This is a genomic window from Cyanobium sp. BA5m-10, assembly GCF_024346255.1.
GTDB lineage: Bacteria > Cyanobacteriota > Cyanobacteriia > PCC-6307 > Cyanobiaceae > Cyanobium_A > Cyanobium_A usitatum.
Genome location: NZ_JAGQCP010000021.1, coordinates 14869 through 38394 on the forward strand (window position 1 = coordinate 14869; position 23526 = coordinate 38394).

Below are 23526 nucleotides of genomic sequence, written 5' to 3' on the forward strand. Positions count from 1 at the left end.
GAGAGAGTTTGAATTGGGTCCATGGCGGCGCTGACCTGGTCGGAATTGCGGATTCGGGTGGCTCGACTTGGGGCCTCCCTCGATGTGGTCGTGCGCAGTGATCCGGAGGTTTGCGGGCTCAGCGGCGACGACTTCCGCATCTCCCTGCATCACGGCGGCCAGGGGGATTGCACCGTGGCAGATCTCTCCTTGATCGACTGCCCCAACGAGTTGGTGCTGATGGAATTCGAGCGCTGGATGCGCGGTGCCGGTTACGTCCTCGAGGTATGACCTCCCCCCGTAGCCGCGCCCTGCAATTGCCCACCACAGGCGTGTCGACCGGACGGGTATTTCGCCGCCGCCACCGCCCGGCCCGCTGGCGTCAGGCCGCTATCGCCCTGCTGCTGGGCGCTGCCGGCGCCGGGCTGATGCTGGCCTTGCTGCAGTTACCGGAGCGCTTCGACACCTTTTTGGTGCTGAGCACCGCCCTAGCCAACCTGATCGGCGGGGTGCAGCAGGCGCTTTGGGGACTGGTGCAATTGCTGGCGGTGGTTCTGCTGGTGCTGGCGGCCATTGCGGCCCTGGGCTTGGTGGTTGCTGGGATCATCCGTCTGGTGCGAGCTTTATGGCCCCAGCCCAGCCGCCGCAGCTAGTTATGGAGACTCTCAGCAATGGGAAAACACAAGAAAAGCGATAAAGCCCCCAACTCGAGCAAGCCCCAGCCACCCCTTTTGGGGTCCCTCAGCGATCGCTACTACCCGTCACCTTTGCTGGAAGATCTGGCCAGCAATGGGGGCCGGCTAGATCGCAAGGTTTACGAGAAAGAGCTCACTAGGCTGCAGGTGGAGCTGGTAAAAATGCAGTACTGGCTGAAGGCCTCTGGCTTTCGGCTGATCGTGCTGTTCGAGGGCAGGGATGCGGCCGGTAAGGGCGGCACGATCAAACGAATCACCGAACCGCTAAACCCCCGTGGCTGCCGGGTGGTGGCCTTGGGCACCCCCTCTGATCAACAGAAAACCCAGTGGTACTTCCAGCGCTACGTCGAACACTTCCCTTCAGCTGGGGAGATCGTCGTATTTGATCGCAGCTGGTACAACCGAGCTGGGGTGGAATCGGTAATGGGCTTCTGCACACCAGCCCAAACGGAGGAGTTTCTGCAGAGCTGCCCGGAATTTGAGCGGATGGTGGTGCGCTCTGGAATCGTGCTCCTCAAGTATTGGTTTTCAGTGAGCGATGCGGAGCAGGAAAGCCGCTTCCAGTCCCGTATCGAAGATCCCACCCGCCGCTGGAAGCTCAGTCCGATGGACTTGGAGGCCCGCAACAAGTGGGAAAGCTTTTCAGCCGCTAAAGATCATATGTTTGCTCACACCAACATCCCCGAAGCGCCCTGGTTCACCGTGGAGGCAGACGACAAACGCCGCGCCCGCCTCAATTGCATTCACCACCTGCTCAGCAAGATTCCCTACGAAGACATGACACCTCCAGCGATCAAGCTGCCGCCCCGCAAGCCACCCAAGGGCACGGCTCGTCCGCCACGCAACGAGCAGTTCTTCGTGCCCAACCTATATCCCTAGCTTTGTAGGCGCGCAAACCAGAGGCCAGCCAGCTGGTAGGAGCTCCAAAGGAACGCCAATAGAAACAACCAATTCAGCCAGGGGGGACGCTGGGGACTCTCTGGGGCCATGAACAGCCAGGCTGGGTTGGTAGCCCCCAGATTCGCACCACAGGAATTTGTAGGCCATAAAAAAGCAGGGATTGCTCCCTGCCTGATCACCACTCCCTTCATGGCGCTCAAGAGCAGCCTAGAAAAGATGGGATCAAGTGAGCCAAACCCATATCTTTTGAACCGCATCACGCAACGTGACGGTCTGTGCCGGCGCATTGGCCTGGGGCGGCAACCCCCGTAATATGCCGCAACTTCACTGATCCGATCTGGCCTGGAAATGGGCAACCCAATCAGTCGTGAACTGTTTTTGGCAAGGGCCCGATCCCGTTTTGGCGATCAATACGACTACGCAGCCATCCTCTACAAGAGCTACAAGACCCCAATCAAGATTCGCTGCAATATGCATCCAGTCAAAGAGATTTCGATCACCCCCGAGAAGCACCTTCAAACCACCGGCGGCTGCAAATACTGCCTAAGGGAGAAGCGCATAATCAATCTCGAAAGGGAGCTCAACCGCGGCTGCGCGGAGCCCGCCGTAGCAATGCGCCGCTTCAGCCACCTTCATGACTGATGCCAGACCAGCCCTGCAAGCACTTGCGGGGCTGGGAACTGCTGATGTCATTGGAACGGAGAGGGCGGGATTCGAACCCGCGGAAGCTTTCACTTCGCTGGTTTTCAAGACCAGAGCCATCAACCACTCGACCACCTCTCCAGAGGGTCGGTGCGGCATTGCCACACCGATGTTTCATCTTAATTGGTCAGTTGTTGCCCGGTTTAGCCAAAGGCAGTAGGCACTTGTCTGAATCGCAGCCAGCTGGGCCTGCCTCCACCAGCTCACCGCGGTCGTAGCGCTGAAGAGCTTCAAAGAAGCAGGTGGTGCTGCGCCGGGCGGCCACCTCAGCGTTGAGACGCAGGTAGGTTGCATGGTCGATTGGTTCAAATGGCAGCCGCGGGAAGGTGGCGTTGGCGTCAAAACGGGCCAATAGGGCTGCAGAGATGTAGCCCTCGCCTTGATCGATTGCCTGATAAATGGCATCTGCCAGGGCTTCTATTTCGTTTTCGCGAAACTCCACCGTGGCTGAGGTGTTGTGGGCTGTGTAGTGCTTCTGCACCTGCATGTAAAAGTCGAATTGGGCCAGGGCTGAGAAGTTGTTGATCTCCACCGCATCCGCACCGGGAATATTTGCCCAGCTCACTTCGGTGGGAATTTCCACCAGCCACTCGGTGCAGCGGGGATCAAACGGATCATCAAGCAGGCGGCCCTGTTCGTCCTTATCGCTTTGCGAGGGCACGATTGTGTAGCCGTAATCCATGCAGGCAAGGGCCACAGGATCGTTCTTGCGGAAGGTGATGCGGCGGATGAAGCGCTGGGCTTTGGGGGGGTGCCAGCCAGGTGATGCTCCGGTGAGCAGGCTCTTGGTGCCAGCGGGCTGCACGGTGGTGCATCGGTTGGGGCGGCGCAGGCCGTGACGATCGCAGTAGTCCCAAACCGCCGTATTGACGACCTGCTTCCAGCGGCTCAAGAATTCGGCCTCCTTTGCCTTGAAGGCCAGGCCTTCGGCCGTGTTGGGCCGCCCCGCTTCCCACCAGGTGAGCCAGGGCGTGCCAAAGGCGTGCACAAAGAAGTCGAATAGGCCGGTGAAGCTCACGCCTACGATCGGATCCCAGGCGCGGCTCTGGCGGTAGCGCTCCACCTCGAAGCGATGGTTGAGCAGGCAGGCCACGGCCAGGCCGGCGGCACGGAAGGCCTCCTCCTGGGACACCAGATCGGCGGGGTCGATCTGGTTGAGGTGGATTTCAGCCAGATTGCAGTGGAAGTCGGCGCCGAGGATCTCGCCGCAGGGGTTTAGCCCGTACCGGCCTAGGCGGTGCTCCAGCTCCGCGGCGCCGATTTCGGGGTGGTGGGTGGTGAGCCAGCGGCCGGCTTGCTCGCGGCCATGGTCGCAGTAGATGCCGATGAACTCTGTGCGCAGCTCTGGGGTGCTGAGCAGGTCGGCGTTGGAGCGGGCGATGGCCTCGGGAGCGAACTGGATCGCGCCTTCGCCGCTCTGGAACTGCTTAACAACAGCATCAAGCACCGTGGCCCGGTCGGGCCGGTTGTGGAAGACCCGGGTGTGGTTGGCCATGCGCAGGGAATCCCTTTCCGGATCGATGCTCCAGTTGCCCTCGCTGTCCTGCTGCCAGAGGTTCTCCTTAGCTCCGGCGGCGGAGTTGTCGTCAGCGCAGAACTGGCGCATGCCGGCGCTGCGGCGGATGTTGCCGGCCACGATCGTGACGGCAGCCTCATCGATCAGCAGGCAGCACTCCACCGAGGTGAGCTGGCGGCCCTGGGCCTTATTGAGGATCTGGGCTACGCGGCCGTAGAGGTCCTTGAGTTTCACCGGGTTGGCCATGCCACCGAAGCCCTTGAGGGTTTCGCCCACGGGCCGCACATCGGAGAGATCGACGCTGATTTCGATGGGGCTGGTGGGGTCAAAGCGCTCGTCGCTGCAGAGATTGAGCAGCAGCTGATAGCTGTCCACCCAGCCGCGGCGCGTGTCACCCACCTTGATGGCAACTCGGTTGGCCTCGATGCTGTGGCTGGTGTGCTCCTGCCGTTGGCCAGCCGGAGTGGCACCGATATCGGTCACAGCGGCGATGCTGAGCCGGTTGCGCACCGCCGGCAAGCGCCCAATCAGGTGCGGCTCGATGATGGCGCCGGTGCCGCAGCCCATCATCGCCAGGTCCATCATTAGACCGAAGGCTTCCCAGTCCACCAGGTTGGTGGAGGTGCAGTTGTAGGCGCCAGAGAAGTTGTGCTGTTGCTCGATCCATTCGGTGCCGCCGATCCACAGCCAGCGTCCTGAAGGCAGAGCTTTTTGCTGCTGCTGCATGCGGCGCATCAGCTCAACCTCCGCCTCGCTGAGGTTGCCGAGCTTGCTCAGACCGCCGAGGTTGCGCTCAGCCACCTGGTGCCAGCTTTCCCTGCCGGTCTCGGTCTTGCGGCTGTAGGTCCGGTAAAACACCGGGTTGGCAGCAGGAGCGGTGGCTGGAAAATCCAGAGCCTCGCCCGCCGGACTGCCGCTGGCGGCGGCAAAAGCCTTTTCCGCCGTAGCAGCTTCGGCGTTCTGACTGGCGGCTGTAGGGGGCGTGGCTGAGAGCGTCACAGGCAGTACGGCCCGAAGTTGAGCCGAACCATAACGCCACAGGTGGGGTGTGCAATGTCTGGTAGACACCAGCGACAGTGCACTGCCCAGCAAGGCTGCGCCACAGTGGATCTGGAAATCTTGAATTTTGATGCTGCGCATTCCGGAGCCGGAGCTGATGGACGAGGCAGGCCAGGTGCTGGCCTATGCCCAGGCCGATTTCGCCGCCTCCGATGCGGCGATGGTGGAGCGGCTAGCTCAGCTCTGCGCTGAAGATCCAGGCACGGCCTTGGTGGATCTGGGTTGCGGCCCGGGCAACATCAGCTTGCTTCTGGCCAGCCGTTGGCCTGCTGCAAAGGTTTTAGGGCTCGACGGGGCGCCTCGGATGCTTGCGGTGGCGCGCGAGCGCCTGGCCGGAGCGTCGCCGGATCTGGCGGCTCGGCTGCGCTTTGTGCAGGCGCTGTTGCCCCTTGCTGCCGCAGGCGAGCTTGAAGCTCACTTCTCGGCGGTGGTGAGCAACAGCCTGTTGCACCACCTGCATGATCCGGCGGCGCTTTGGCAGACGGTGGCCCAGCTCGGCGCCCCTGGGGCCTTTGTTTATGTCCAAGACCTGCGCCGGCCCGATAACGGCGAGGCAGTTGAGGCCCTGGTGGCTTCCGAGATGGAAGGAGCGCCCGAGGTGCTGCGGCGCGACTACCGGGCTTCCCTGCATGCGGCCTTCACCCCAGAGGAGGTGCAGCAGCAGCTGGAGCAGGCCGGGCTGGCCGCCCAGCTCCAGGTGGCGCCGCGGCAGGAGCGCTACTTGGAGGTATGGGGCCGGCTGGCTTAGGCGTTGTCTTGCTCGATGACAAACAAGGCGCATGCTTAAATCCTTCACTTCGAGATGCCTTCGGTAACTGAGAAGACTTTGCGAACGGTGGGTGTGTCTTTTAGGGGCTATATCCCTGCTCAGGGGTTAACTATGTTCCCCTGTGATAAGCAACAGAGGGCAAACCTAATGCAGGGTCTCCCCTACGTATACATATTGGCCGCCGGCGCCAACCCTATAGCCCAACTCGAAACCATCGCCACTGCGATGAATTCCATTCCGGACATAATCTTCTACAAGGACACGCAAGGCATTTGTCGCGGTGGCAACACCGCATGGTCCAATTTGCTCGGCAAGCCGCTCGATCAACTCATTGGCAAGTCCGATTTAGATCTCTTCCCAGAAGTAATGGCCAAGCCCTTCCAGTCGTATGACAAAGCCATGCTGGCTAGTGGTAAACCCACCCGAAACAATGAATGGTTGGTTTATCTTAATGGAAAGAAAGTTTATGTTGAGACGCTGAAAACGCCCTGGATAGGTAAGGACGGCAAAGTCGTAGGCGTGCTCGGCGTTTGCCACGAGATCAAGCCCGACTTCGCCATAAAGCCATGAATATCGCTCCATAAAATAAACCGGTGTCGCACTCTCGGCCAAGGTCTACCTGCTATTGCACGCCAATCAAGTTCTCCATATCTATCTAATCATTCGCCTGGGGCACGACATCCTGTCGTGCTGATGCGTAGTTAAAATGATTTAACGCTTTTGGGATCGTGGTTGTCCAGGGGGCCAGCGCTAGCGGTGATACTTTTTGCCCCCCTTACCTGACCCTCCCACCTGAAGACGCTTCGTGGTTTTCAGCGGAAGGGTGGCGCCTGGATCCAACCGCCATCGTCGACCAGCCGTTGCCGACCTCGCGGTAATCCCAGGCGGGTGCTCGGCCCCAGATGGCGCTCAAACAATTCGCCGTAGTTTCCAACCGCAGCCACCGCTCGGGCGCCGAAATCCGCGGGTAGCTCCAGCTGGCGGCCAAGGTCGGCCCCCACTCCCAGAAACCGGCGCTGCTCCAGTCGGCGGGGATCGCGCTGTGCTGCCGCCGCTTCCGCCTTCAGGTTTGCCTGGGTCAGGCCCAACTCCTCCGCGCGGATAAGGGCGTAGACGATCCAGCGCACCGCATCGGCCCATCCGGGATCTCCCTGGCGGGTGGCTGGAGCTAGGGGTTCCTGGCTGAGCTCCTCCTTCAGCAGCCTGTGCGCCTGGGGATTGCGGAAGGTGCTGCGGCGGGCTGCCAGCAGTGCCCTGCTGCTGGTCACGGCTGTGCAGCGGCCCTGCAGGTAGGCGGTGAGGCTCTGGTCGTGGGTTTGGAATTTGAGCGGCGTGATGGCGATGCTGTTGCGCCGTCCCCAGTCCGCCAGGTTTTGCTCCGTCGTGGTGCCCGTCACCACGCAGATGGGTTGGCCTGCCAGATCGGCGGCGGCACGGACACCGCTGGCCACCGGCACCAGCAATCCCTGGCTGTCGTAATAGACGATGGGCCCAAAGCTGATGGCGTTCCCCCCTGCCGCATCGCGGCTCAGGCTGATCGAGGTGTTGCGGGCCAAGAGGTCCACCTCGCCGCTCCCCAGTGCCGTGAACCGCTCGGCGGCACTGAGGTGAATAAAGCGCACCCGCTCCCCATCCCCCAGAAGGGAGGCCGCTACGGCGCGGCAGAGGTCCGCATCTAGCCCCTGTTCCCGGTTGCTGGGGCTCAGCCAACTGAAGCCTGGCATCGTGCCCTCAACGCCGCAGATCAGCTGCCCCCGGTTACGGATCAGCGCCATCGTTGAGCTGCCGCGATGATTTTCCGGAGCGGAGCAGCCTGAGCCGGCGAGGGCCATTGCCAGCAGGAGGCTGGGGGCTAGCCAGGTGGGCGTGAGCTGGCTCTTGCCTGTCAGGCTGTGCCGATGCCCAGCACCGAATCGGCCCCCCAGAGCGGTTTGAACGATCCCCACGCCACCAGCACTCCAGAACTGCAGGCCCTCGCCGAGGCGGTGAGTCGCCGCCGCAATTTTGCGATCATCTCCCACCCCGACGCGGGCAAGACCACCCTCACAGAGAAGCTGCTGCTCTACGGGGGCGCGATCCAGCAGGCCGGCGCCGTGAAAGCCAAGGGGGAGCAGCGCAAGGTGACCTCCGACTGGATGGAGCTGGAGAAGCAGCGAGGCATCTCGATCACTTCAACGGTGCTGCAGTTCGACTATGCGGGCAGCACGATCAACCTGCTGGATACCCCCGGCCACCAGGACTTCTCAGAAGACACCTATCGCACGCTGGCCGCCGCCGACAACGCGGTGATGCTGGAAGACGCGGCCAAGGGCTTGGAGCCCCAGACCCGCAAATTGTTTGAGGTGTGCCGCATGCGGCGCATCCCGATTTTCACCTTCATCAACAAGATGGATCGGCCAGGGCGCGAGCCCCTTGAGCTGCTCGATGAGATCGAGCAGGAGCTGGGTCTGGCCTGCTGGCCGGTGAACTGGCCGATCGGCAGCGGCGATCGTTTTCGCGGCGTGATCGATCGTCGCAGCCACGACGTGATCCTGTTTCAGCGCGCCGAGCGCGGCCGCCAGAGCGAGGAAAAGCTGCTCACGGTGCAGGAAGCCCGCGATACGGGGGCCGTGGAGCCGGAGCTCCTGGCTCAGGCCCTTGAGGAACTGGAGTTGCTGGAGGGGGCTGGTGCCGACCTCGACCTGGAGCTGGTGCACGCCGGTGAGCTCTCCCCTGTTTTCTTTGGTTCGGCGATGACCAACTTCGGCGTGCGGCCGTTTCTTGATGCCTTTTTGGAGCTGGCCCAGAAGCCGGTGGGCCGCGCCAGCAATGCCGGTGAGATCGATCCGATCGGCCCCGGTTTCAGCGGCTTTGTATTCAAGCTGCAGGCCAACATGGATCCGCGTCACCGCGACCGGGTGGCCTTTGTGCGGGTGTGCAGCGGCAAGTTTGAGAAGGACATGACGGTGCAGCACGCCCGCACCGGCAAGGCCATTCGCCTATCGCGCCCCCAGAAGCTGTTCGGCCAGGACAGGGAGGTGGTGGAGGACGCCTACCCCGGCGATGTGATCGGCCTCAATAACCCGGGCATGTTCGCCATTGGCGACACCCTCTATCTGGGCCAGAAGGTGGAATACGAGGGGATTCCTTGCTTCTCGCCGGAGATCTTTGCCTGGTTGCGCAACCCCAATCCATCGGCGTTCAAGAGCTTCCGCAAGGGTGTCAATGAGCTGCGCGAGGAGGGGGCGGTGCAAATCCTCTACGACACAGATGAAAGCAAGCGCGATCCGATCCTGGCGGCGGTGGGCCAGCTGCAACTGGAGGTGGTGCAATACCGGCTTGAGCACGAATACGGCGTGCAGACGCGGCTTGAACCGCTCGGTTTTGCGGTAGCTCGCTGGGTGGCCGGCGGCTGGCCAGCGCTGGAGCAGGTGGGGCGGATCTTTAATTGCAAGACGGTGCGGGATGCCTGGAACCGGCCGGTGCTGCTGTTCAAGAACAGCTGGAACCTGGGTCAGCTGGCGGAGGAGCACCCGCAACTGGAGCTGAGCGCCGTGGCGCCGGTGGTGAGCGGAGTGGAGCCGATCAATCTTTAAGCCGATCACCCTTTAATCCGTGCAGGCGCCCGAGCCCATGTCAAGCAGGGGCGATACCGGCGGTGCCCCCAAGCGCTCCATATCCTCACTCCATTCGGCAAGAGCCATGGCTTCCTTCCTGTCTCTGTGGAAGGCCTGCGGTCCGGTAGCTGTGCACCTGCTGATTTTATCGGTGGCGGTATTCACCGTGGGATTTGATCGCTGTGCGTTTTGGTGGCGCTGGTTTGCCCGTGGTCGCCGTTCCTGGCGGCAGCTGCGTACGGCGCTGGCGCAGGCACCTTCTGCGGAGCTCCGCCTTCAGTTGCTTGACGACTGTGACCACCAGATGACTTGGGGTGAGCCCTTGCTGCAGGCAGCAGTGGTGCTGGCTCCGCTGCTGGGCCTGATCGGCACGACGGCTGGCTTAATGGCTGTGCTGAAGCAACTAGGCAGCCAGCTGCTGCTGCCGCCCGGTGCTCCCTTGGCCGGCTACGGCGACGTGTTGCTTCCCACCCTGCTTGGTCTGCAGATCACTTTTGTGGCGATGGCGTTGCTGTTGCTCAACCAGGGGCTGCGCCGCTGGCAGTTGCGTCATTGCGCCAACCCCTGATGCAGCAGCCAAGCGCCGCACAACCAGGGCTCTTAACCGCCTTGGTGCCCCTGGTGGCAACCAGCATCACCGTGTTGCTGGCAGTTGCTGCCCTGCCCAGCCTGGTGCAGCAAGCCAACCTGAGAGTGCACCCCGAGCCCGCCCTTGGCGGCGGTGATGTGTTGGTTGTGGCCCGCGCCGCATCCGGCCGCTGGATTCTCAACGGTGCCCCCCAAGCGGATGAGGGCCTGCTTCGCCAACTGCAGGCTCGCCCGCCCGCGGTGGTGGCTGTGCGTTTCCAGCCCTCGGCTGGCTTGGCCAGCGCTGAGGTGGCCGCCTCTCTCGATTGGTTGCAGCACCACTCCCGCTTGCCGGTGCTGGTGGAGTGGCCGGGAGGAATGCGGTGAAGCAAGCCTGGCTGCTGCAACCCTTCTCCCATGCGCTGCTGGCAACGGCTCTATGCGCTTTTTCCCTGGGCCTGCTGCTGCTGCCCCAGGTGAGGCTGCAGCGCCCGTTGGCCCAGGGGGTAATCAGCCTGCACCTCGCTGCCGACGGTGGCCTGAGGCTCTGGAACCAGCCCATTGCCGCCGCCGAGCTGCGGCGCTTGCTTGCCGCACCGGCCCTGCGCAGCAGGGCGAATCGCTTGCGGATCGTGCCCGATCCCGACACCCCCTGGGGTGACGTCCGCCGCCTGCTCAGCCAGCTCGATTCCTTGCCACTGCACCTTGAAATCCAACTTCCTGCACCTACACCCAAAGCTGGCTGAGCCGATGGTGCGGCGCTGGGCTCCTGCCCTGCTGGCCGCCCTTATTTGCCAGTTGCTGCTGTTGATGGCCCTGCCCCAGCCCGGAAGCGATGGCCGCCGCGCTCGCCGGGCCGTGCTGGAAGAGGACACGGCCACCCTGCTGCGCTGGAGCCGCACGGCTTCAGGCTTTGGCACGACTAGCTCCCTGGCCACGATTCCGCTGCAAGGTCTGGCAGGCCTGCCGCCTCCGCCACCCTCCAGCCTGCCCGCTGGTGCTTTCGCCGGCGACTCCCAAAGCGAGCAGGGCCGCCGCCAGCCCTTTGCCGCCGCTAGCGGGCCGCCAACTAAAATCAATCCCGCAGGCCTGCCGCGCCAGCCCAGCGAGGCATTTCGCCTGGCCCGGCAAGTGGCTACGGGTGGGCGGCCCAGGGAAGCTGGCGCCGCCTTGGTTGCCCTGCAGCGGCGCCAGTGGTGGCTGCTTCCCGGCCAGGAGCGTGCCCTTCTAGCCCTATGGGATGGAGGCAAGGAGCAGGAATTACCAGCGAGCCTGGGCACCTTGCCCGAAGACATCAGCCTGCGCCTCAGCAGCCCGAGCGCCGCCGCGCCCCTGGCCCTCGCTGAGCTCCATGGCCGCTCCTTAATAGATGGATATCGGCTTTGGCTCTTCTGGCAGCAGGGCGAGAGCCTCTGGCTGTTGCGGGGGGCTTTGCTGGGGCCACCAACGCCACCTCCACCCGCCCTAACCGGGTCTTAAACCCGGGACTACCGAGCCTTTGCTTGGCAGCGCAGCTGGCTCCATAGCGTTGTGCCAGCCCACTGGCTTGCTCCACGATGGTGTTCACGCCCTCTCTTCAGCCGGGTCGCAGCGATAGCTTCCGCGATCTGCTTGAGACCAGCTACGAGAAGCGCAGTTTGGTGCACCTTGCGGCGGGCAGCCAGGTGCCCCTGCTTAAGCGCAGCGTTTGGCTGGTTGTGCGGGGCATGGTGAAACTCACCGCGATTTCGATCCATGGTGATGAGTTGCTGCTGGGGTTAGCCGGCCCTAACGAGCCCTTCGGCGATCCCCTCACCAATGTTGAGGCCTATGCGGCCAACACCTTGGTAGATAGCGACCTGCTCTGCGTCAGCTGCGAAGAAATTCAGCGCTCACCCAATCTGGCTATGGGCCTGCTTCAGGGCATGGCCTCTCGCTACCGCCAAAGTGAGGCCCTGCTTGCCCTGCTCGGCCTGCGCCGCATCGAAGATCGGGTGCGCGGGTTCCTTGAGTTGCTCGCTAACGACTACGGCCAGCCCTGTGAACAGGGTCTGCGCCTTCAGGTGAAGCTCACCCACCAGGAGCTGGCCAGCACCCTCAGCACCACCCGGGTCACCGTTACCCGGATTCTCGGCGCCCTGCGCGATGAGGGCTGGCTCCACATCGATAGCCAGCGGCGACTGGTGGTGAGCCATCTCCCCCAGCAGCGCAACCAGCATCGATGAATCAGCCGTCCATACGGCTGTTGCTCGTTTACTCCGACTGCACCGCAGCCACCTGCCTGCATCAAAAGCTTGGCGATGAGGGCTACGAAGTAACCGTTTGCACTGATGCAGAGCAGGCGACCTCCAAGCTGGGGCCAAGTTTCAACTGGGATTTGCTTGTGCTGGATGGCAGCCTGGGCGAAGCTGCCCGACAGCTGTGCCGCCAGGTACGCACGGCCCGCACGCCGATTCCGGTGCTGCTGCTATGCCCTGGAGTCTCCGAGACCGACCGGGTACGGGGCCTCGAGGACGGCGCCGATGACGTGCTGCCCAGTCCCTTTGGACTGGCGGAATGCCTGGCCCGCTGCCGGGCCCTGGTGCGCCGCCACCAACTCGGCTCGGAAAACTCGCTTTCCCTGCGCTGCGGCCGGGTTTCCATGCTTGTGGAGGAACACCGAGTGTGCCGCGATGGTGCCGAGGTGAGCCTGTCACCACGGGAATTTCGACTGCTTCACTTCTTTTTGAAGCATCCACGCCGGATCTGGAGTCGCGATGAGCTGCTGGCTCGGGTGTGGGGAGAAAGCGAGGCCGTGGAGCTCGATCCCAAGACCGTGGATGTGCACATCCGCTGGCTGCGACTCAAGTTGGAGGAGAATCCCGCCCAACCCAGCTTGATCACCACGGTTCGTGGCCAGGGTTACCGCTGTGGTTGAAGCAACGTTCTGGGGGGTTGAGCTGGCCGGCGAGAATGGCGACATGCAGCCTTCCTTGCTCGTAGTCGAAGACGACGAAACGATTCGCGAAACGATTCGCGAAGCCCTGGAGCTGGAGGGGTTCAGCGTCCAGGCCTGTGGCAATGGCCGCGACGCCCTGCAAATGCTGCAGCAGGCGCCCGATGGCCAACAATTTTCCCTGGTGGTGCTGGATTTGATGCTGCCGGGGCTGGGCGGGCTGGATGTTTGCCGGCAGCTGCGACAACACAGCAACCAAACGCCGATCCTGGTGGTGAGTGCCCGCGATACCGAAACCGACCGGGTGCTGGGGCTCGAGGTGGGTGCCGACGACTACCTGGTCAAACCCTTTGGCATGCGGGAGCTGGTGGCCAGGTGCCGGGCCCTGCTGCGGCGCTCATCTAGCCAAGCCAGCCGGGCCAAGGTGCTGGAGCACGCCAACCTCTGCATCTACCAGGACGAATGCCGGGTGACGCGGGACGGAGTGGAGGTAAACCTATCGCCGAAGGAATATCGATTACTGGAGCTGTTTATGCAAAATCCACGGCGGGTCTGGAGCCGCGATCAGCTTCTGGAGCAACTTTGGGGTATCGACTACATTGGCGATAGCAAAACCGTTGATGTGCACATCCGCTGGTTGCGGGAGAAGTTGGAGGAGAGTCCATCAGCCCCGGTGCATCTGATTACGGTGCGGGGTTTTGGTTATCGCTTTGGCTAGAGCCCTTGAGCTGCTGTTTGCGTTGAGCCTGGGGATAGGGCTAGGCCTGCTTGCCAGCCCACTTATCAGCCCCCTTAGCAGGCGTGGAGGGGCCTCCTGGCGGCGTCGAGCTGGCCTGAACCGCCCCCTGCCCCCAGCCCGGCAACTGCTGAGCTGGATGGATTCCGCCGCCATTGGCTGGATCCTGCTGGATCGCCAAGGCCTGATCGGCCATATCAACCCAAGGGCGGAGCGGATCTTGCAGCTTGATGCCGGCCGCCTATTGCTAAGCCAACCCTTCGGTGATGTCTACCCAGATCCAGGCCTGGCCAGCAGCATCCGCATCGCCCGCCGCCAGGATCGCCCCCAGCGGCTGGAATTGCACTCCGGCGGCCATGACCTAGACGCCATGGTGGTGCCGGGACGAGATGGCTGGTTGGTGGTGCAACTGCAGAGCCGCCGCTCCCTTGATGCCCAGCTCGAGCAGCAGGAGCGCTGGGTTAGTGATGTGGCCCATGAATTGAAAACCCCCCTCACCGCCCTGCTGCTGGTGGGCGATAGCCTCGCTGCCCAGGTAACTAGCCAGAATGCGCGACTGGTGGAGCGGTTGCAGCGGGAATTGCTGCGGCTGCAGGAGCTGGTGGGCGACCTACTGGAGCTCTCCCGCCTGGAAAACACCCTGCCGGGCACGGGCCCACGGGCCATGGTGGTGGATCTGCCCCAGCTGGTGGAGCAGGTATGGGCCAGCGTGCGGCCGCTGGCAGATCAACGCCAGATAGCTCTTGAGCTAGTTGCACCAGCGCAGTTGCGTTTGAGCGGCGACAATTCCCGCCTGCACCGGGCCCTGCTCAACCTTTTTGATAACGCCCTGCGCTACAGCCCCGATGGTGGGGTGGTGCGGGTCAGCCTTGATCGCCGCGGTGAGTGGTGCCAGCTGAGCGTGGCTGATCAGGGACCCGGGCTTAGCGAAGAAGACCTAGCCCATCTGTTTGAACGCTTTTACCGAGGTGATCCATCTCGGGCCCGAAGTAACCGGATCGGCAGTGGCCTGGGCTTGTCGATCGTGCAGCAGATCGCCGTTACCCACGGCGGACGGATCCAGGCGAGCAACCAGGCTGAAGGCGGCGCCGTGCTTGAGATGATCCTGCCGGGCGTAGTCGACAGCGTCAGCCCTGGCTAGGTTTATTAGGTATAGGCGAAGGGCTTGAAGCCATGCATTTTTGGGCTCCCGAGATTGATCCATCCCATCCGATGGACTGCACCCAGGCTGAGCGATATGCCCTGAAGCGTCTTAGCGATGGCACATTTCTGGCCATTGCCGGCGAGGATCAGCGACTCGTCGATGTTGATAGCACTTCTGATGCCTTTCTTTTTCATACCCACGAAGCTGCCCTGCGAGCCGCCACTGAGCTGAATCGCGGCGGCCGCGGTCCGCTAGATGTGGTGAAGATTGAGTGGGAGCAAGCCTGAGCGCCTCAGGGATCATGGCGAAGGCCACCACAAGTCCAGCTCTAGGGGATATCGTTACCAGTCTCTTGGTGTTCCTCCTGGTCGGACGACTTAGCGCAAAGCGGCCACTCTGGAAACTGGAGGTTATCGTCTCACCAGATGGAATGATCTCGAATTTTGAATATAATAGATCGGTTCGTGTTCGTATGAATCCTTGAGCCTTTTGTCCACTGCTCCACCACTTGCTCGTGAAGGTGGAAAGTATCAGTCATACTGGAGGCAGTTGAGATTGGTTTATGTCGCGGTTTGGTGCGCTGCTGCGGGCGGCCAACAACCTCAAACTGCTTGCCGCGATAGGTCGCAGTGGCGGCGATCTGAACTCGATAGCCGATCTGCTCGACAACATGATCGATAGTCCCCAGATGGTCGATTCGATAAGGCGCTTAAGGCGGTGGCTGGTGGAGCGGAAATGCTCGAGCAGCGCTATCCGCCGCTGCAGCCCGACATCGAGCGGCTGATCCAGCTTCCAGTGGGGAGCTTGGGCCGCAGCTACGCCGAGCTGATCCGCCGGCTCAACTACGACCCGGAATTTTTCCGGCCGCGCCCGATTGATAGCGAGGCCCAATGGCTCACCCAACGGGTAGCCACCACCCACGACATCCACCATGTGGTGGGTGGCTTTGGCACCTCAGCAGCAGGCGAAAGCGGCGTGCTGGCGATCACCGCCGCCCAAATCGGCTTTCCCGCCTATGTGCTGCTCACCACCGCCGGCCAACTAGCCAGCTTCCGCCTTCAGCTGCAGCGCTATGAGGAACTAGCCAAGGCGGTGGCTCACGGCATGGCGATCGGCCATCAGGCCCACTGCTTGATAGCGGCCCGGTGGGAGGTGGGCTGGGAGCGGTCCGTTGGCGATTGGCGCCTGGAGCTGGGAATAAATGATCCGGCTGATGGCGCGGCCTATGGATTGGCTGCCTAGAAATGAGGCTTATGGCCCCTCCAGCGGAACCACTGAGTCAGCTGCTTCTGTTTGATCCCCCTGACATCAGGCTCAATTGCCTTTCCGCTGCGCCAGTTTTGTAAAGGAGCCCTCTGAAGCAGCCCCGAGCGCACCCACTTAATATGTCCATGTCAACCGAAAAATTGAGTCTTAGGCCAATCGATCCTGAAGCGGACCTAGACAAGGCAGAGCCCTCTTCGATTCTGTATGGCGCTCCCGCTGGTGCGATGCAGCCAGATCAGGACTACCGGCTTCTGGAGCACTCCTATCGCAATTCACCTGAATACGCAGCGATGGTGGAGCGCTATCCCCTACTAAGGAGCTTGATATCAGCCTGCGTTTCTTCTGAACTGGTTGGTCATCCGCTAGTAATAGCTTGCGTGGAGCAACCTACTTTGACGCTGCAGTGGGATCGTAGCCACGGAGAATAATGTTTTGGCAATCCTCTCCATGGTCTATGCTGCACTACTCACTTAGTATCTAAGAGAATGTCTGAGATCGAGGAAATCAATAAGCTTGTCACTTTTGGACTTGTAGACGGCAAGCTTCGTATTCTCCAAGTCAATGCAAATGTCTGGGGGGACGTTACCGGTAGCATTCAGGGCAGTGTTCGCGGTGATATACATGGAGACGTTGAAGGAAGTGTAGAAGGATATGTCGGACGTGATGTTGGTGCAAATGTTGGCCGCCATGTTTTAGGTAATGTTAATGGCAATGTTGAGGGAAGCGTTTGGGGGGATGTCAAGGGTGATGTATGGGGTAATGTCTTTGGAAAGGTTGAGGGTAACACTGAAGAGTAGCGTCGCATTCTCTTGGGCTTTGATGTTGCCAGCGTATTTGGGCATCGGGAAATGATGCATTTAATTTTATCAGCTTGGCGGCTAATATGATTGGCTGCGGCTAATAATATAATCTATTTTGGAATTTATTCGGCTAGTGATAACAGCAATCCTCCTCCGGCGATGAGCAATAGTCCTGTCCAGCCAGTAGCTGAGGGGCGTTCGCCAAGAAAGGCGAATCCGATAAGGGCGACAAACAGCAAGCTGAGGCGGTCAATGGGCACCACTAATGACGCATCTCCCTGTTTCAATGCCCTAAAAAAGCAGAAGGAAGACAGGCCGCTGGCAATGCCGGACAGGGTTATGAATACCCAAGTCTGTTGTGATAGTTCAAATGGATTGCTCCATTTGCCGGTTGCAATGATTAGCAACGGCAAGAATATTGATATGACCACTGTGCGGATAAGGGTGGCTAGGTCGGCCTCAATGTTTTCAAGTCCTACTTTGCCGAGTACGGCAGAAGCGCTAGCAAAAATTGCTGAAAGTAAAGCCCATGTAAGCCAAAGGGGTAGGGCTGGAAACGGGCTCATTTGAATTTATTTTCCGTATCGGTCATGCTGGTTTCATTCTAGCCAAGTATCTCTGTTGAACTGTGAGCTATCAAACCTGCAATGTTATGCAGCGTGTCTCCCCCTGTCTCAGGAAGGAAGTCACCTCTTTGATTCGTGCATCAGGGGGCTCTGCGGAGCAATCGTCTCCGGTAGATGGCCGATTTTAACCCAGATCGTGCAACCGGTTTCGCTCCATGGCCTGTGCACGCTGCCGGGCGGATTGCGCAGCCAGCTGCCAGCCGGATAGGTGCTGTGTTCGTCATTGAATACGCCTGCGAGCACCAGAATCTCCTCCCCACTTGGATGGCTGTGGGTCTGAAACACCGTTCCCGGGGCCCATCGCACTAGGGCTAGGTGTTCAGAGCCAAAGGCGTGCAGCGGCAGCACATCCAACCCCCTGACCAGTCCTGGAATCCAGGCTTCTTTATTGGTGTTTTTCACCAGCTGCTGCTGATCTGCCGGGTGCATCTGGTGCAGCTTGACCAGGATGGTGCAGCCCGCTTCGCTGAATGGAGCATGGCTGGAGCCAGCGGGGTTGCGCAGGTAGGTGCCGGCTGGGTAGTCGCCTTGTTCATCTGAGAAAGTGCCCTCCAGCACCAGGATCTCTTCGCCGCCGCCATGAAGATGGCGCTCGAAGTGGCTGCCTGGGGCATAGCGCACGATCGAGGTTGCCCTGGCTACCTCGCCGCCATTGCGATCAAGTAGGCGCCGCTCCACCCCCGCCATAGGGGTTTGGTTCCAATTGAGAGCATTGGTGTCGAGCACCGCCCGCTGACTGAGGTCTGCATGGAGCTCCATAAGTTGGATTCTGGCCCCTAAAGGTTGAAACTAGTCGCTAGTGGTGCAGTCTTCTAGTCCAGTCGCGCTGCAGGTGACGTGACTGACCTGCCTGCTTACGTCCTGCCATGGCCCACCTGTAGCCAGGTGATGGTGACATCGGCAGCCCTATCTGGAATCCTTCTTGACTGAAATACAACGGTTGCTGAGGCTGGCAAATCCCTTAATTTTCGAGGCGCCCACAAGGGGATCCCACTTCTGCTCACTGATTCACCAAAATGGATCTTATTCTGTTTGTGCTGGCTTCTGGCTAGAGAGGCGTGACCTTTGCCAGCCGGTCCATGCCGACGTCTGATGACGATGCGCCCATTAACTGCCAAAGTGAATCGCACCTGACTGCCATAAGGGAAAGGAAATTGCGCAGAGAGATTGTTGCCATTGCCATGAGCCTGTTGATGCTGTTGACGGCGCCAAGCGCATATGCCAGCAGTGGCGCCGCGCAGCATTTCCTCTGTGAGGGCGACTCGCTGGATGCAATCGCCTTCAACGGGTCTGTGGATGCTGTAGATATCCCCAATAGCAACGACGACACAGTGCCTGGAGCCTTCATGGTGCTGCGCTGGCGCGAACTGAGTCTGCAATTACCACGTACCAATAATGCTGGGATTGCCAGTTACTCCGATGGGCGCTGGTGGTGGCAGGCCCTTGATCCAGATCACCCGGAATTCGCACAATTGCGCGGAAACGCTGAGCACTACAGCTGCGTTAGCGAGCATTGACTACAACTGGCTAAAGGTGCCTGCCCACCAGAGCCGGGGGCTGGTTGCCTGCTCTGGAACGCTATGGCTTGAGTTTTCATTTCGTGCGCTCCAGCCGAGTGGGGCGGGTTGGCACGGGCGCAGATCTTGTAAACCGCGGGGACCGATCAAGGGAGAGCCTTCAATACCAGGGCAGGAGCGGCTTCAGAAGCACGGTGGCATCGTTTCGGCCGTGAATCCGGCGAACTGGGTCCGGCGTTTGCGGTACCCTAATCACCTTTTGCTGGCTGTTCCCTGGCCAGTTTTTTTTCGGCTTGGTTGCCTCCGGCTACCTGCTCCTCAGCCTGCTTGTCGCGGGTCTTTATGTACTCGATCCCCAGGGAATCGCACGGGTGGATGGAACCGCTACCAGCTTTGGGGATCTTTTTCTTCAGCCTCCATACCTTGGGCTCGATCGGCTAGGGGGCATTGTTTCCGACAAGCCTTTACAGCAATCTGCTCATCACCGCCGAGTCCTTGCTGGGGTTGTTCGTGACCGCGTTGGTTACGGGTCTGGTCTTCAGCCGTTTTTCCCTTCCACGGCTCGGATCCTGTTCTCTGAGGAGGCCACGGCGGTCCACACCTACAATATCTTGCCCACGTTGATGTTCCGGTTGGCCAATGAACGCCGCAAGGCCATTGATGAGCGTTCCGCCGAAGGCCAGCGGATACGTCGCCTTTTGCGCGACCACTCCGCTGCGCCAATCGTTGTGGTTGTATCCCCACCAAGGGATTGCAGGCGGTTATGCCGGCACCTATTTTCGGGTGCCGGTTTTCACAGCGCACGAGATCACGGCTGGTGTCTGCTCACTCCTCATCTGCGCTGCCCAGGGGAATCAGCTTGATCTGCTTACGGCCAAGCTTGATCTCGAACTCATCGCCGGGCAGTAGGTCGAGCACGGCTGTATAGGCCTTGCCCACCAGCAGATTGCCGTTGCCCTGAACAGTTGCCACATAGCTAAGGCTGCGCCCACCCTTGCCCCTTCCGGCGGTATCGGTGCCGAGGCTTACACCCTTAGCGCCCAGCAGGGCCTCATAGAAAGCGGTGAAGTTGAGGCGCTCGCCGCCGTCTTTTTTGGTGCTCACATAGCCGCACTCACGCACGAGCTCTGACTTGGAGACATCGCCCAGTTCCTTGACCTTGGCGAGCAGGTCGGATCCGGTAATCATCTGATATTGGCGTGGTCCCCTGAATATACCAAGCCCACATGCTGTGTCAATCCACTACATCGGCAGGCAAGGCTTTGCCTCCACGGGCTCCAGTGTCAACCATCAATGCGGCTTCGCGATATTGCAAAATGCCACTGTCAGAGCTCGGTTTCACAGGCGTCTACGTCCCCGCTTCCATCGAGATAGCTGTGTCCCTGGATTAGCAACTCTTGAGCTCGGAAATAAGAGGCACACGCCACACCCCGGTGCGCCATAGACTCGCTTCCGCATCCCGGTATTCCGCATCCCGAGGCGGAGAACGTTGGCACTGACGATGGCCTGGACGCAGATGGCTAAGCGGCCGGTTCAACTGCTGCCCAAGGTGGGAGGTTGCCCGCTTGAGTTGCTGCAGCTTTGGCGCCTAATGTGTGCCGAGCAAAGGGAGCAACACCAGCGGCGTCATTAGGAAAAGTGTGGCTGGTTGTCTGTTGGGTTGGTTTTCATCAGGTAGCTAGTGCCTGAACAGCCGTTGATGCCTTAGCTGCCTATTTCCAGCTCGAGAGCTTCGGAAGCTGAGTTTGGCTTGCTGATCCTGCGCTATCTCGGTGAAAAGAATGCTTATAACATTTGCTTGAGCCCCTATGGCAAAAAACCAATCGATACAAGCATCGCCATGTTATGCCGCATCGCCTATCAAGGCTTTCACTATCGGCGCAAGAGCCAAGGCCAACTTGCGATGGCCATGGGCATCCAGGTGAATGCCATCCTCTGCCACAGTCACCACCTGATTGCAGTCGATAAAGCTGCAGTCGAATTGGGTGCATGATTGCTCGTATTGAGCAGGCAGCTCAGCGGAGCGAGCCATTGCATCTTTGAAATGATGGGCCATGAGTTCGGACATATTTCCAAACCTTGGTGGCGCAATCACTAATATTTTTGGTGAGCCCTTATCGATACTGGTGGCGCTATTAATAGCTATCTGCAAGAGTGCGCTGATGCCCCTCGCTGATTCATGAGCCGATGCATTTAGATGGTGCTTTAAATCATTGGTGCCAAGCATTATTATTAACAGATCAAGCGGCGCGTGGCTTTCGAGAACCGCCAGAATTGTGTTGCGAGCATTTCGACCGTCTCGAAATGGTTCATCGAAAACTGTAGACCTCCCATTGAGACCCTCTTCAATAACGTAATACGACTCTCCTAGGGATTCTTGCAGAACTCCGGGCCAGCGTTCCCTGCGAAGAAGGCGACCTGCAGTGAGCGGTATGTATCCCCAAGTATTCGAGTCACCAAAGCACAGTACTGATTTTTCTCTTGTCACAATCATTCCAGGTCGTGGCCTGACGATTGCTTAGCCGCATCCGCATCAACTGGCAGCGACAGCTTCACAAATGACAAAGTTGCAGGCTTCCGGCTGGCTCAGGCCCCATCCACGGCGATCATCGCCGCCTGGTTCAATTTCTGGGTTCCACGTCACGTGGATGCTGAGCAGAGCAAACGCCCATTGGTCCGCCGATATCGCCATGGGACGTCAGGCTGTCACCGAAGACGTAGAGCTGTTGAAACAGGCCCTTAATCTTTGGGCTAGAAGGGGTCGCCATGGAGGTTTTATGTTGCCTCCTAGGGACTGCACTGTTAATCCCCCATCGCATAGCCGTTCCTTCATTCGCAGTGGTTGCTGAAATGAATTTGCATTGAGCCTTTCGCTGCTCAGGCAGGCCATCGCTTCAATTCGTTCTTACTGGACCGGTGGCAGGTGAGCAGCCAGGAAGATGGCGCAGCCTTGCCAGCTCGAGGCCCAAAGTGATCGGAACTCAATCGGGAAGGAGAAGATAGGGTCCGTTGACGTTCAAGTAGAAGCATCGTGGGTCATTTAGAGCCCTTTGGCCTTCGCCCACGCCCCAGATGGGCGCGCTTCCTTTTGCCCCTGCTGGTCGCCCTGCTGGCGACGCAGTTGCTGGTAGCGGCCCCCCTGACCCGAGCTGCTGACGCTCCCAGCCCGGCCTTCATCAAACTGGATGGCCGCCGGGTGCTTGAAATCCGTGTCGCCGCCGGCGCCCAGACGCCAGCGCAGTTGGCGAGGGTGGCTAGCCAGCGGCTGGCCGAGCTGGCCGCCAACGATTCGATCCAGCCTGATCAGATCGTCCTGCAAGAGGACCCGCCGTACACCACCATCGGCGTGATGCGGGGAGAAATATTTGAGCCCCGCCTTTCAGTGGATGACCGCAACGCGGCCCGCTTTCAGCTCAGCCGCCAGCAGCTGGCCCAGCGCTACCTGGAGCAGATCCGCGCGGCGATCGTGCGCCACCGCCAAACCCACCGGCGTTTGGACTGGTTGCGGGGGGGCGCGCTGGCCCTGCTCGCCCTGGGTTTCTACATCCTGTGGCTGCGAGGCCAGATCGCCCTCAACCGGCGCCTGGAGCGCTGGATCAACGACCCCGCCAACCACCGGATCCGGGGGCTGCAGGTGGGGGGTAACCAGTGGCTCACCGCCGATCAGGAGCGCAGCCTCCTCGATCCCCTGCGCCGAATCGTGCACGGGGCCCTGCTGCTGCTGGTCAGCTACCTCTCCATTCCCCTTTTCCTGGGGCTGTTTCCCCCCACCCAGGCCCTCTCCGAAACCCTGCGGCGCCAGATCACTGGCCTCGTGGTGAGCGGTGCCCTGGCCGTTTCGAGGGCCATCCCCGACCTGATCTCCGTGGCGGTGATCCTGGGTCTGGCCGTGCTGCTGATGCGGGCGAGCAACGCCTGGTTCCGGTCGGTGGAGAAAGGGAACCTTCGCCTGAGCTGGTTTTACCCGGAATGGTCCCGGCCCACAGCCCGGCTGGTGGGCATCGGCATCCTTTTATTCGGTGTGGTGGCCGCCTACCCCTACATCCCAGGGGCCAACAGCAAGGCCTTCCAGGGGGCAGGCCTGTTCGTGGGCGTGCTGGCGGCCCTGGGCTCCAGTGCGGTGGCCGCCAACCTGATCGGGGGGTTGATGCTCACCTACACCCGGGCCTACCAGGAGGGCGACCGGGTCAGCATCAACGGCACCGTCGGCATCGTTCACGACTCCGCCCTGCTTGTGACCCGCCTGCGCACCCCCCGCAACGAGGTGGTGAGCATCCCCAACGCCACCGTGCTGGGGGCCTCGATCATCAATTACAGCCTGGCCCGTCGCGAGATCGCCCAGCCCGTGGTGATCGCCACCACCGTCACCATCGGGTACGACGTGCCCTGGCGCCAGGTTCACCGGCTGATGCTGGATGCGGCTGGCGCCACCGCAGGCATCAGCCAGGAGCTCCCTCCGTTCGTGCTCCAGACCTCACTTAACGACTTCCACATCAGCTACGAGCTCAGCGCCTATGTGGTGGATGTGGACACCTACCGCAGCACCCTCTCAGATCTGCTGGGGGCCATCCAGGACCAATTCGCCGGCGCTGGCGTTGAGATCCTCTCCCCCGGCTACCACGCCATGCGCAACGGCAACGGGAGCACGGTGCCTCCCTGGCCTTCCAAGTCCTTTGGCACCCCGACCCCTACTCCGCCCGCCGCCGGCTGAAGGCTGTCCGCTGGGCTGGTTCAGCTTTC

At 60.8% G+C, this 23526-nt stretch carries 27 protein-coding genes and 1 tRNA gene; 21 read left to right on the forward strand and 7 right to left on the reverse strand.

All coding sequences use genetic code 11. The features are described from left to right. The first annotated feature begins 21 nt into the window (after positions 1-21). The 4 genes from KBY85_RS08770 (at position 22) to KBY85_RS08785 (ending at position 2216) form a co-directional block, all read left to right on the forward strand. The gene (locus tag KBY85_RS08770; RefSeq protein ID WP_106633003.1) at positions 22-270 is read left to right on the forward strand and encodes a hypothetical protein; all 249 of its coding nucleotides are present in this window, start codon (positions 22-24) and stop codon (positions 268-270) included. Beyond that, a complete protein-coding gene (locus KBY85_RS08775) occupies positions 267-632 on the forward strand; it encodes a hypothetical protein (protein WP_254961135.1) in 366 nt (121 codons plus the stop codon). The genes KBY85_RS08770 and KBY85_RS08775 overlap by 4 nt, the downstream gene beginning before the upstream one ends. Positions 633-650: 18 nt before the next feature. Further along, positions 651-1553 (forward strand): polyphosphate kinase 2, encoded by a 903-nt coding sequence (gene ppk2 / locus KBY85_RS08780; protein WP_254930494.1) that lies wholly within the window; start codon positions 651-653, stop codon positions 1551-1553. Positions 1554-1922: 369 nt separating this feature from the next. Further along, on the forward strand, positions 1923-2216 hold the full coding sequence (locus tag KBY85_RS08785) for a hypothetical protein (RefSeq protein WP_254961136.1): 294 nt from the start codon (positions 1923-1925) through the stop codon (positions 2214-2216). A gap of 56 nt (positions 2217-2272) precedes the next feature. Here KBY85_RS08785 and KBY85_RS08790 read toward each other — a convergent pair. Both KBY85_RS08790 and nrdJ read right to left on the reverse strand, forming a co-directional pair. Continuing rightward, positions 2273-2357, reverse strand: a tRNA-Ser gene (locus KBY85_RS08790). A 46-nt stretch (positions 2358-2403) separates the two neighbouring features. After that, positions 2404-4686: a ribonucleoside-triphosphate reductase, adenosylcobalamin-dependent gene (gene nrdJ / locus KBY85_RS08795; protein WP_254961152.1), complete on the reverse strand. Its 2283-nt coding sequence runs from the start codon at positions 4684-4686 to the stop codon at positions 2404-2406. Positions 4687-4921: 235 nt separating this feature from the next. On the opposite strand from nrdJ, the gene KBY85_RS08800 reads away from it, so the two are divergent. Then, positions 4922-5599, forward strand: coding sequence for a trans-aconitate 2-methyltransferase (locus tag KBY85_RS08800; protein WP_254930496.1), 678 nt, complete (start codon positions 4922-4924; stop codon positions 5597-5599). A gap of 195 nt (positions 5600-5794) precedes the next feature. After that, entirely contained in the window at positions 5795-6190 is a 396-nt protein-coding gene (locus tag KBY85_RS08805; protein WP_254961137.1) for a PAS domain-containing protein, read from the forward strand. 242 nt (positions 6191-6432) lie between these two features. On the opposite strand, the gene KBY85_RS08810 is transcribed toward KBY85_RS08805, so the two are convergent. Further along, the gene (locus KBY85_RS08810; protein WP_254961138.1) at positions 6433-7452 is read right to left on the reverse strand and encodes an amino acid ABC transporter substrate-binding protein; all 1020 of its coding nucleotides are present in this window, start codon (positions 7450-7452) and stop codon (positions 6433-6435) included. A gap of 66 nt (positions 7453-7518) precedes the next feature. Here KBY85_RS08810 and KBY85_RS08815 point away from each other — a divergent pair, with 66 nt between their 5' ends. The 13 genes from KBY85_RS08815 (at position 7519) to KBY85_RS08870 (ending at position 16640) form a co-directional block, all read left to right on the forward strand. Continuing rightward, positions 7519-9195 carry a peptide chain release factor 3 gene (locus KBY85_RS08815; RefSeq protein WP_254930499.1) on the forward strand — a complete coding sequence of 559 codons (1677 nt, stop codon included), beginning with the start codon at positions 7519-7521 and terminating at the stop codon, positions 9193-9195. A gap of 106 nt (positions 9196-9301) precedes the next feature. Further along, the gene (locus tag KBY85_RS08820; protein ID WP_254961139.1) at positions 9302-9784 is read left to right on the forward strand and encodes a MotA/TolQ/ExbB proton channel family protein; all 483 of its coding nucleotides are present in this window, start codon (positions 9302-9304) and stop codon (positions 9782-9784) included. Next, positions 9784-10170 carry a hypothetical protein gene (locus tag KBY85_RS08825; RefSeq protein ID WP_254961140.1) on the forward strand — a complete coding sequence of 129 codons (387 nt, stop codon included), beginning with the start codon at positions 9784-9786 and terminating at the stop codon, positions 10168-10170. Before KBY85_RS08820 ends, KBY85_RS08825 begins: the two co-directional genes overlap by 1 nt. After that, a complete protein-coding gene (locus KBY85_RS08830) occupies positions 10167-10529 on the forward strand; it encodes a biopolymer transporter ExbD (RefSeq protein ID WP_106633011.1) in 363 nt (120 codons plus the stop codon). The genes KBY85_RS08825 and KBY85_RS08830 overlap by 4 nt, the downstream gene beginning before the upstream one ends. Further along, positions 10489-11262 (forward strand): hypothetical protein, encoded by a 774-nt coding sequence (locus tag KBY85_RS08835; RefSeq protein ID WP_254961141.1) that lies wholly within the window; start codon positions 10489-10491, stop codon positions 11260-11262. Before KBY85_RS08830 ends, KBY85_RS08835 begins: the two co-directional genes overlap by 41 nt. Positions 11263-11339: 77 nt before the next feature. Continuing rightward, the gene (locus KBY85_RS08840) at positions 11340-11987 is read left to right on the forward strand and encodes a Crp/Fnr family transcriptional regulator (protein ID WP_106633013.1); all 648 of its coding nucleotides are present in this window, start codon (positions 11340-11342) and stop codon (positions 11985-11987) included. After that, complete coding sequence (locus tag KBY85_RS08845; protein WP_254961142.1) at positions 11984-12679, forward strand: winged helix-turn-helix domain-containing protein; 696 nt, start codon at positions 11984-11986, stop codon at positions 12677-12679. The genes KBY85_RS08840 and KBY85_RS08845 overlap by 4 nt, the downstream gene beginning before the upstream one ends. A gap of 43 nt (positions 12680-12722) precedes the next feature. Further along, the gene (locus KBY85_RS08850) at positions 12723-13415 is read left to right on the forward strand and encodes a response regulator transcription factor (RefSeq protein ID WP_254930511.1); all 693 of its coding nucleotides are present in this window, start codon (positions 12723-12725) and stop codon (positions 13413-13415) included. Further along, complete coding sequence (locus KBY85_RS08855; RefSeq protein WP_254961143.1) at positions 13396-14574, forward strand: cell wall metabolism sensor histidine kinase WalK; 1179 nt, start codon at positions 13396-13398, stop codon at positions 14572-14574. The genes KBY85_RS08850 and KBY85_RS08855 overlap by 20 nt, the downstream gene beginning before the upstream one ends. Positions 14575-14606: 32 nt before the next feature. After that, complete coding sequence (locus KBY85_RS08860) at positions 14607-14864, forward strand: hypothetical protein (protein WP_254961144.1); 258 nt, start codon at positions 14607-14609, stop codon at positions 14862-14864. 275 nt (positions 14865-15139) lie between these two features. Further along, entirely contained in the window at positions 15140-15361 is a 222-nt protein-coding gene (locus KBY85_RS15960; protein ID WP_315859533.1) for a hypothetical protein, read from the forward strand. Beyond that, positions 15313-15819: a Coq4 family protein gene (locus tag KBY85_RS08865; RefSeq protein WP_315859532.1), complete on the forward strand. Its 507-nt coding sequence runs from the start codon at positions 15313-15315 to the stop codon at positions 15817-15819. The genes KBY85_RS15960 and KBY85_RS08865 overlap by 49 nt, the downstream gene beginning before the upstream one ends. 509 nt (positions 15820-16328) lie before the next feature. Continuing rightward, a complete protein-coding gene (locus tag KBY85_RS08870) occupies positions 16329-16640 on the forward strand; it encodes a hypothetical protein (protein ID WP_254961145.1) in 312 nt (103 codons plus the stop codon). 125 nt (positions 16641-16765) lie between these two features. On the opposite strand, the gene KBY85_RS08875 is transcribed toward KBY85_RS08870, so the two are convergent. Then, positions 16766-17209 carry an EamA family transporter gene (locus KBY85_RS08875; protein WP_254930507.1) on the reverse strand — a complete coding sequence of 148 codons (444 nt, stop codon included), beginning with the start codon at positions 17207-17209 and terminating at the stop codon, positions 16766-16768. A gap of 120 nt (positions 17210-17329) precedes the next feature. After that, complete coding sequence (locus KBY85_RS08880) at positions 17330-18028, reverse strand: cupin domain-containing protein (protein WP_254961146.1); 699 nt, start codon at positions 18026-18028, stop codon at positions 17330-17332. A gap of 299 nt (positions 18029-18327) precedes the next feature. Here KBY85_RS08880 and KBY85_RS08885 point away from each other — a divergent pair, with 299 nt between their 5' ends. Then, on the forward strand, positions 18328-18786 hold the full coding sequence (locus KBY85_RS08885) for a hypothetical protein (protein WP_315859531.1): 459 nt from the start codon (positions 18328-18330) through the stop codon (positions 18784-18786). Between the two features lie 825 nt (positions 18787-19611). On the opposite strand, the gene KBY85_RS08890 is transcribed toward KBY85_RS08885, so the two are convergent. Both KBY85_RS08890 and KBY85_RS16075 read right to left on the reverse strand, forming a co-directional pair. Beyond that, on the reverse strand, positions 19612-19974 hold the full coding sequence (locus KBY85_RS08890; RefSeq protein ID WP_254930509.1) for an AbrB family transcriptional regulator: 363 nt from the start codon (positions 19972-19974) through the stop codon (positions 19612-19614). 655 nt (positions 19975-20629) lie between these two features. Next, positions 20630-21280: an SGNH/GDSL hydrolase family protein gene (locus tag KBY85_RS16075; RefSeq protein ID WP_396121839.1), complete on the reverse strand. Its 651-nt coding sequence runs from the start codon at positions 21278-21280 to the stop codon at positions 20630-20632. A gap of 594 nt (positions 21281-21874) precedes the next feature. On the opposite strand from KBY85_RS16075, the gene KBY85_RS08900 reads away from it, so the two are divergent. Then, a complete protein-coding gene (locus KBY85_RS08900; protein WP_254961147.1) occupies positions 21875-23497 on the forward strand; it encodes a mechanosensitive ion channel family protein in 1623 nt (540 codons plus the stop codon). The last annotated feature ends 29 nt before the right edge of the window (positions 23498-23526 follow it).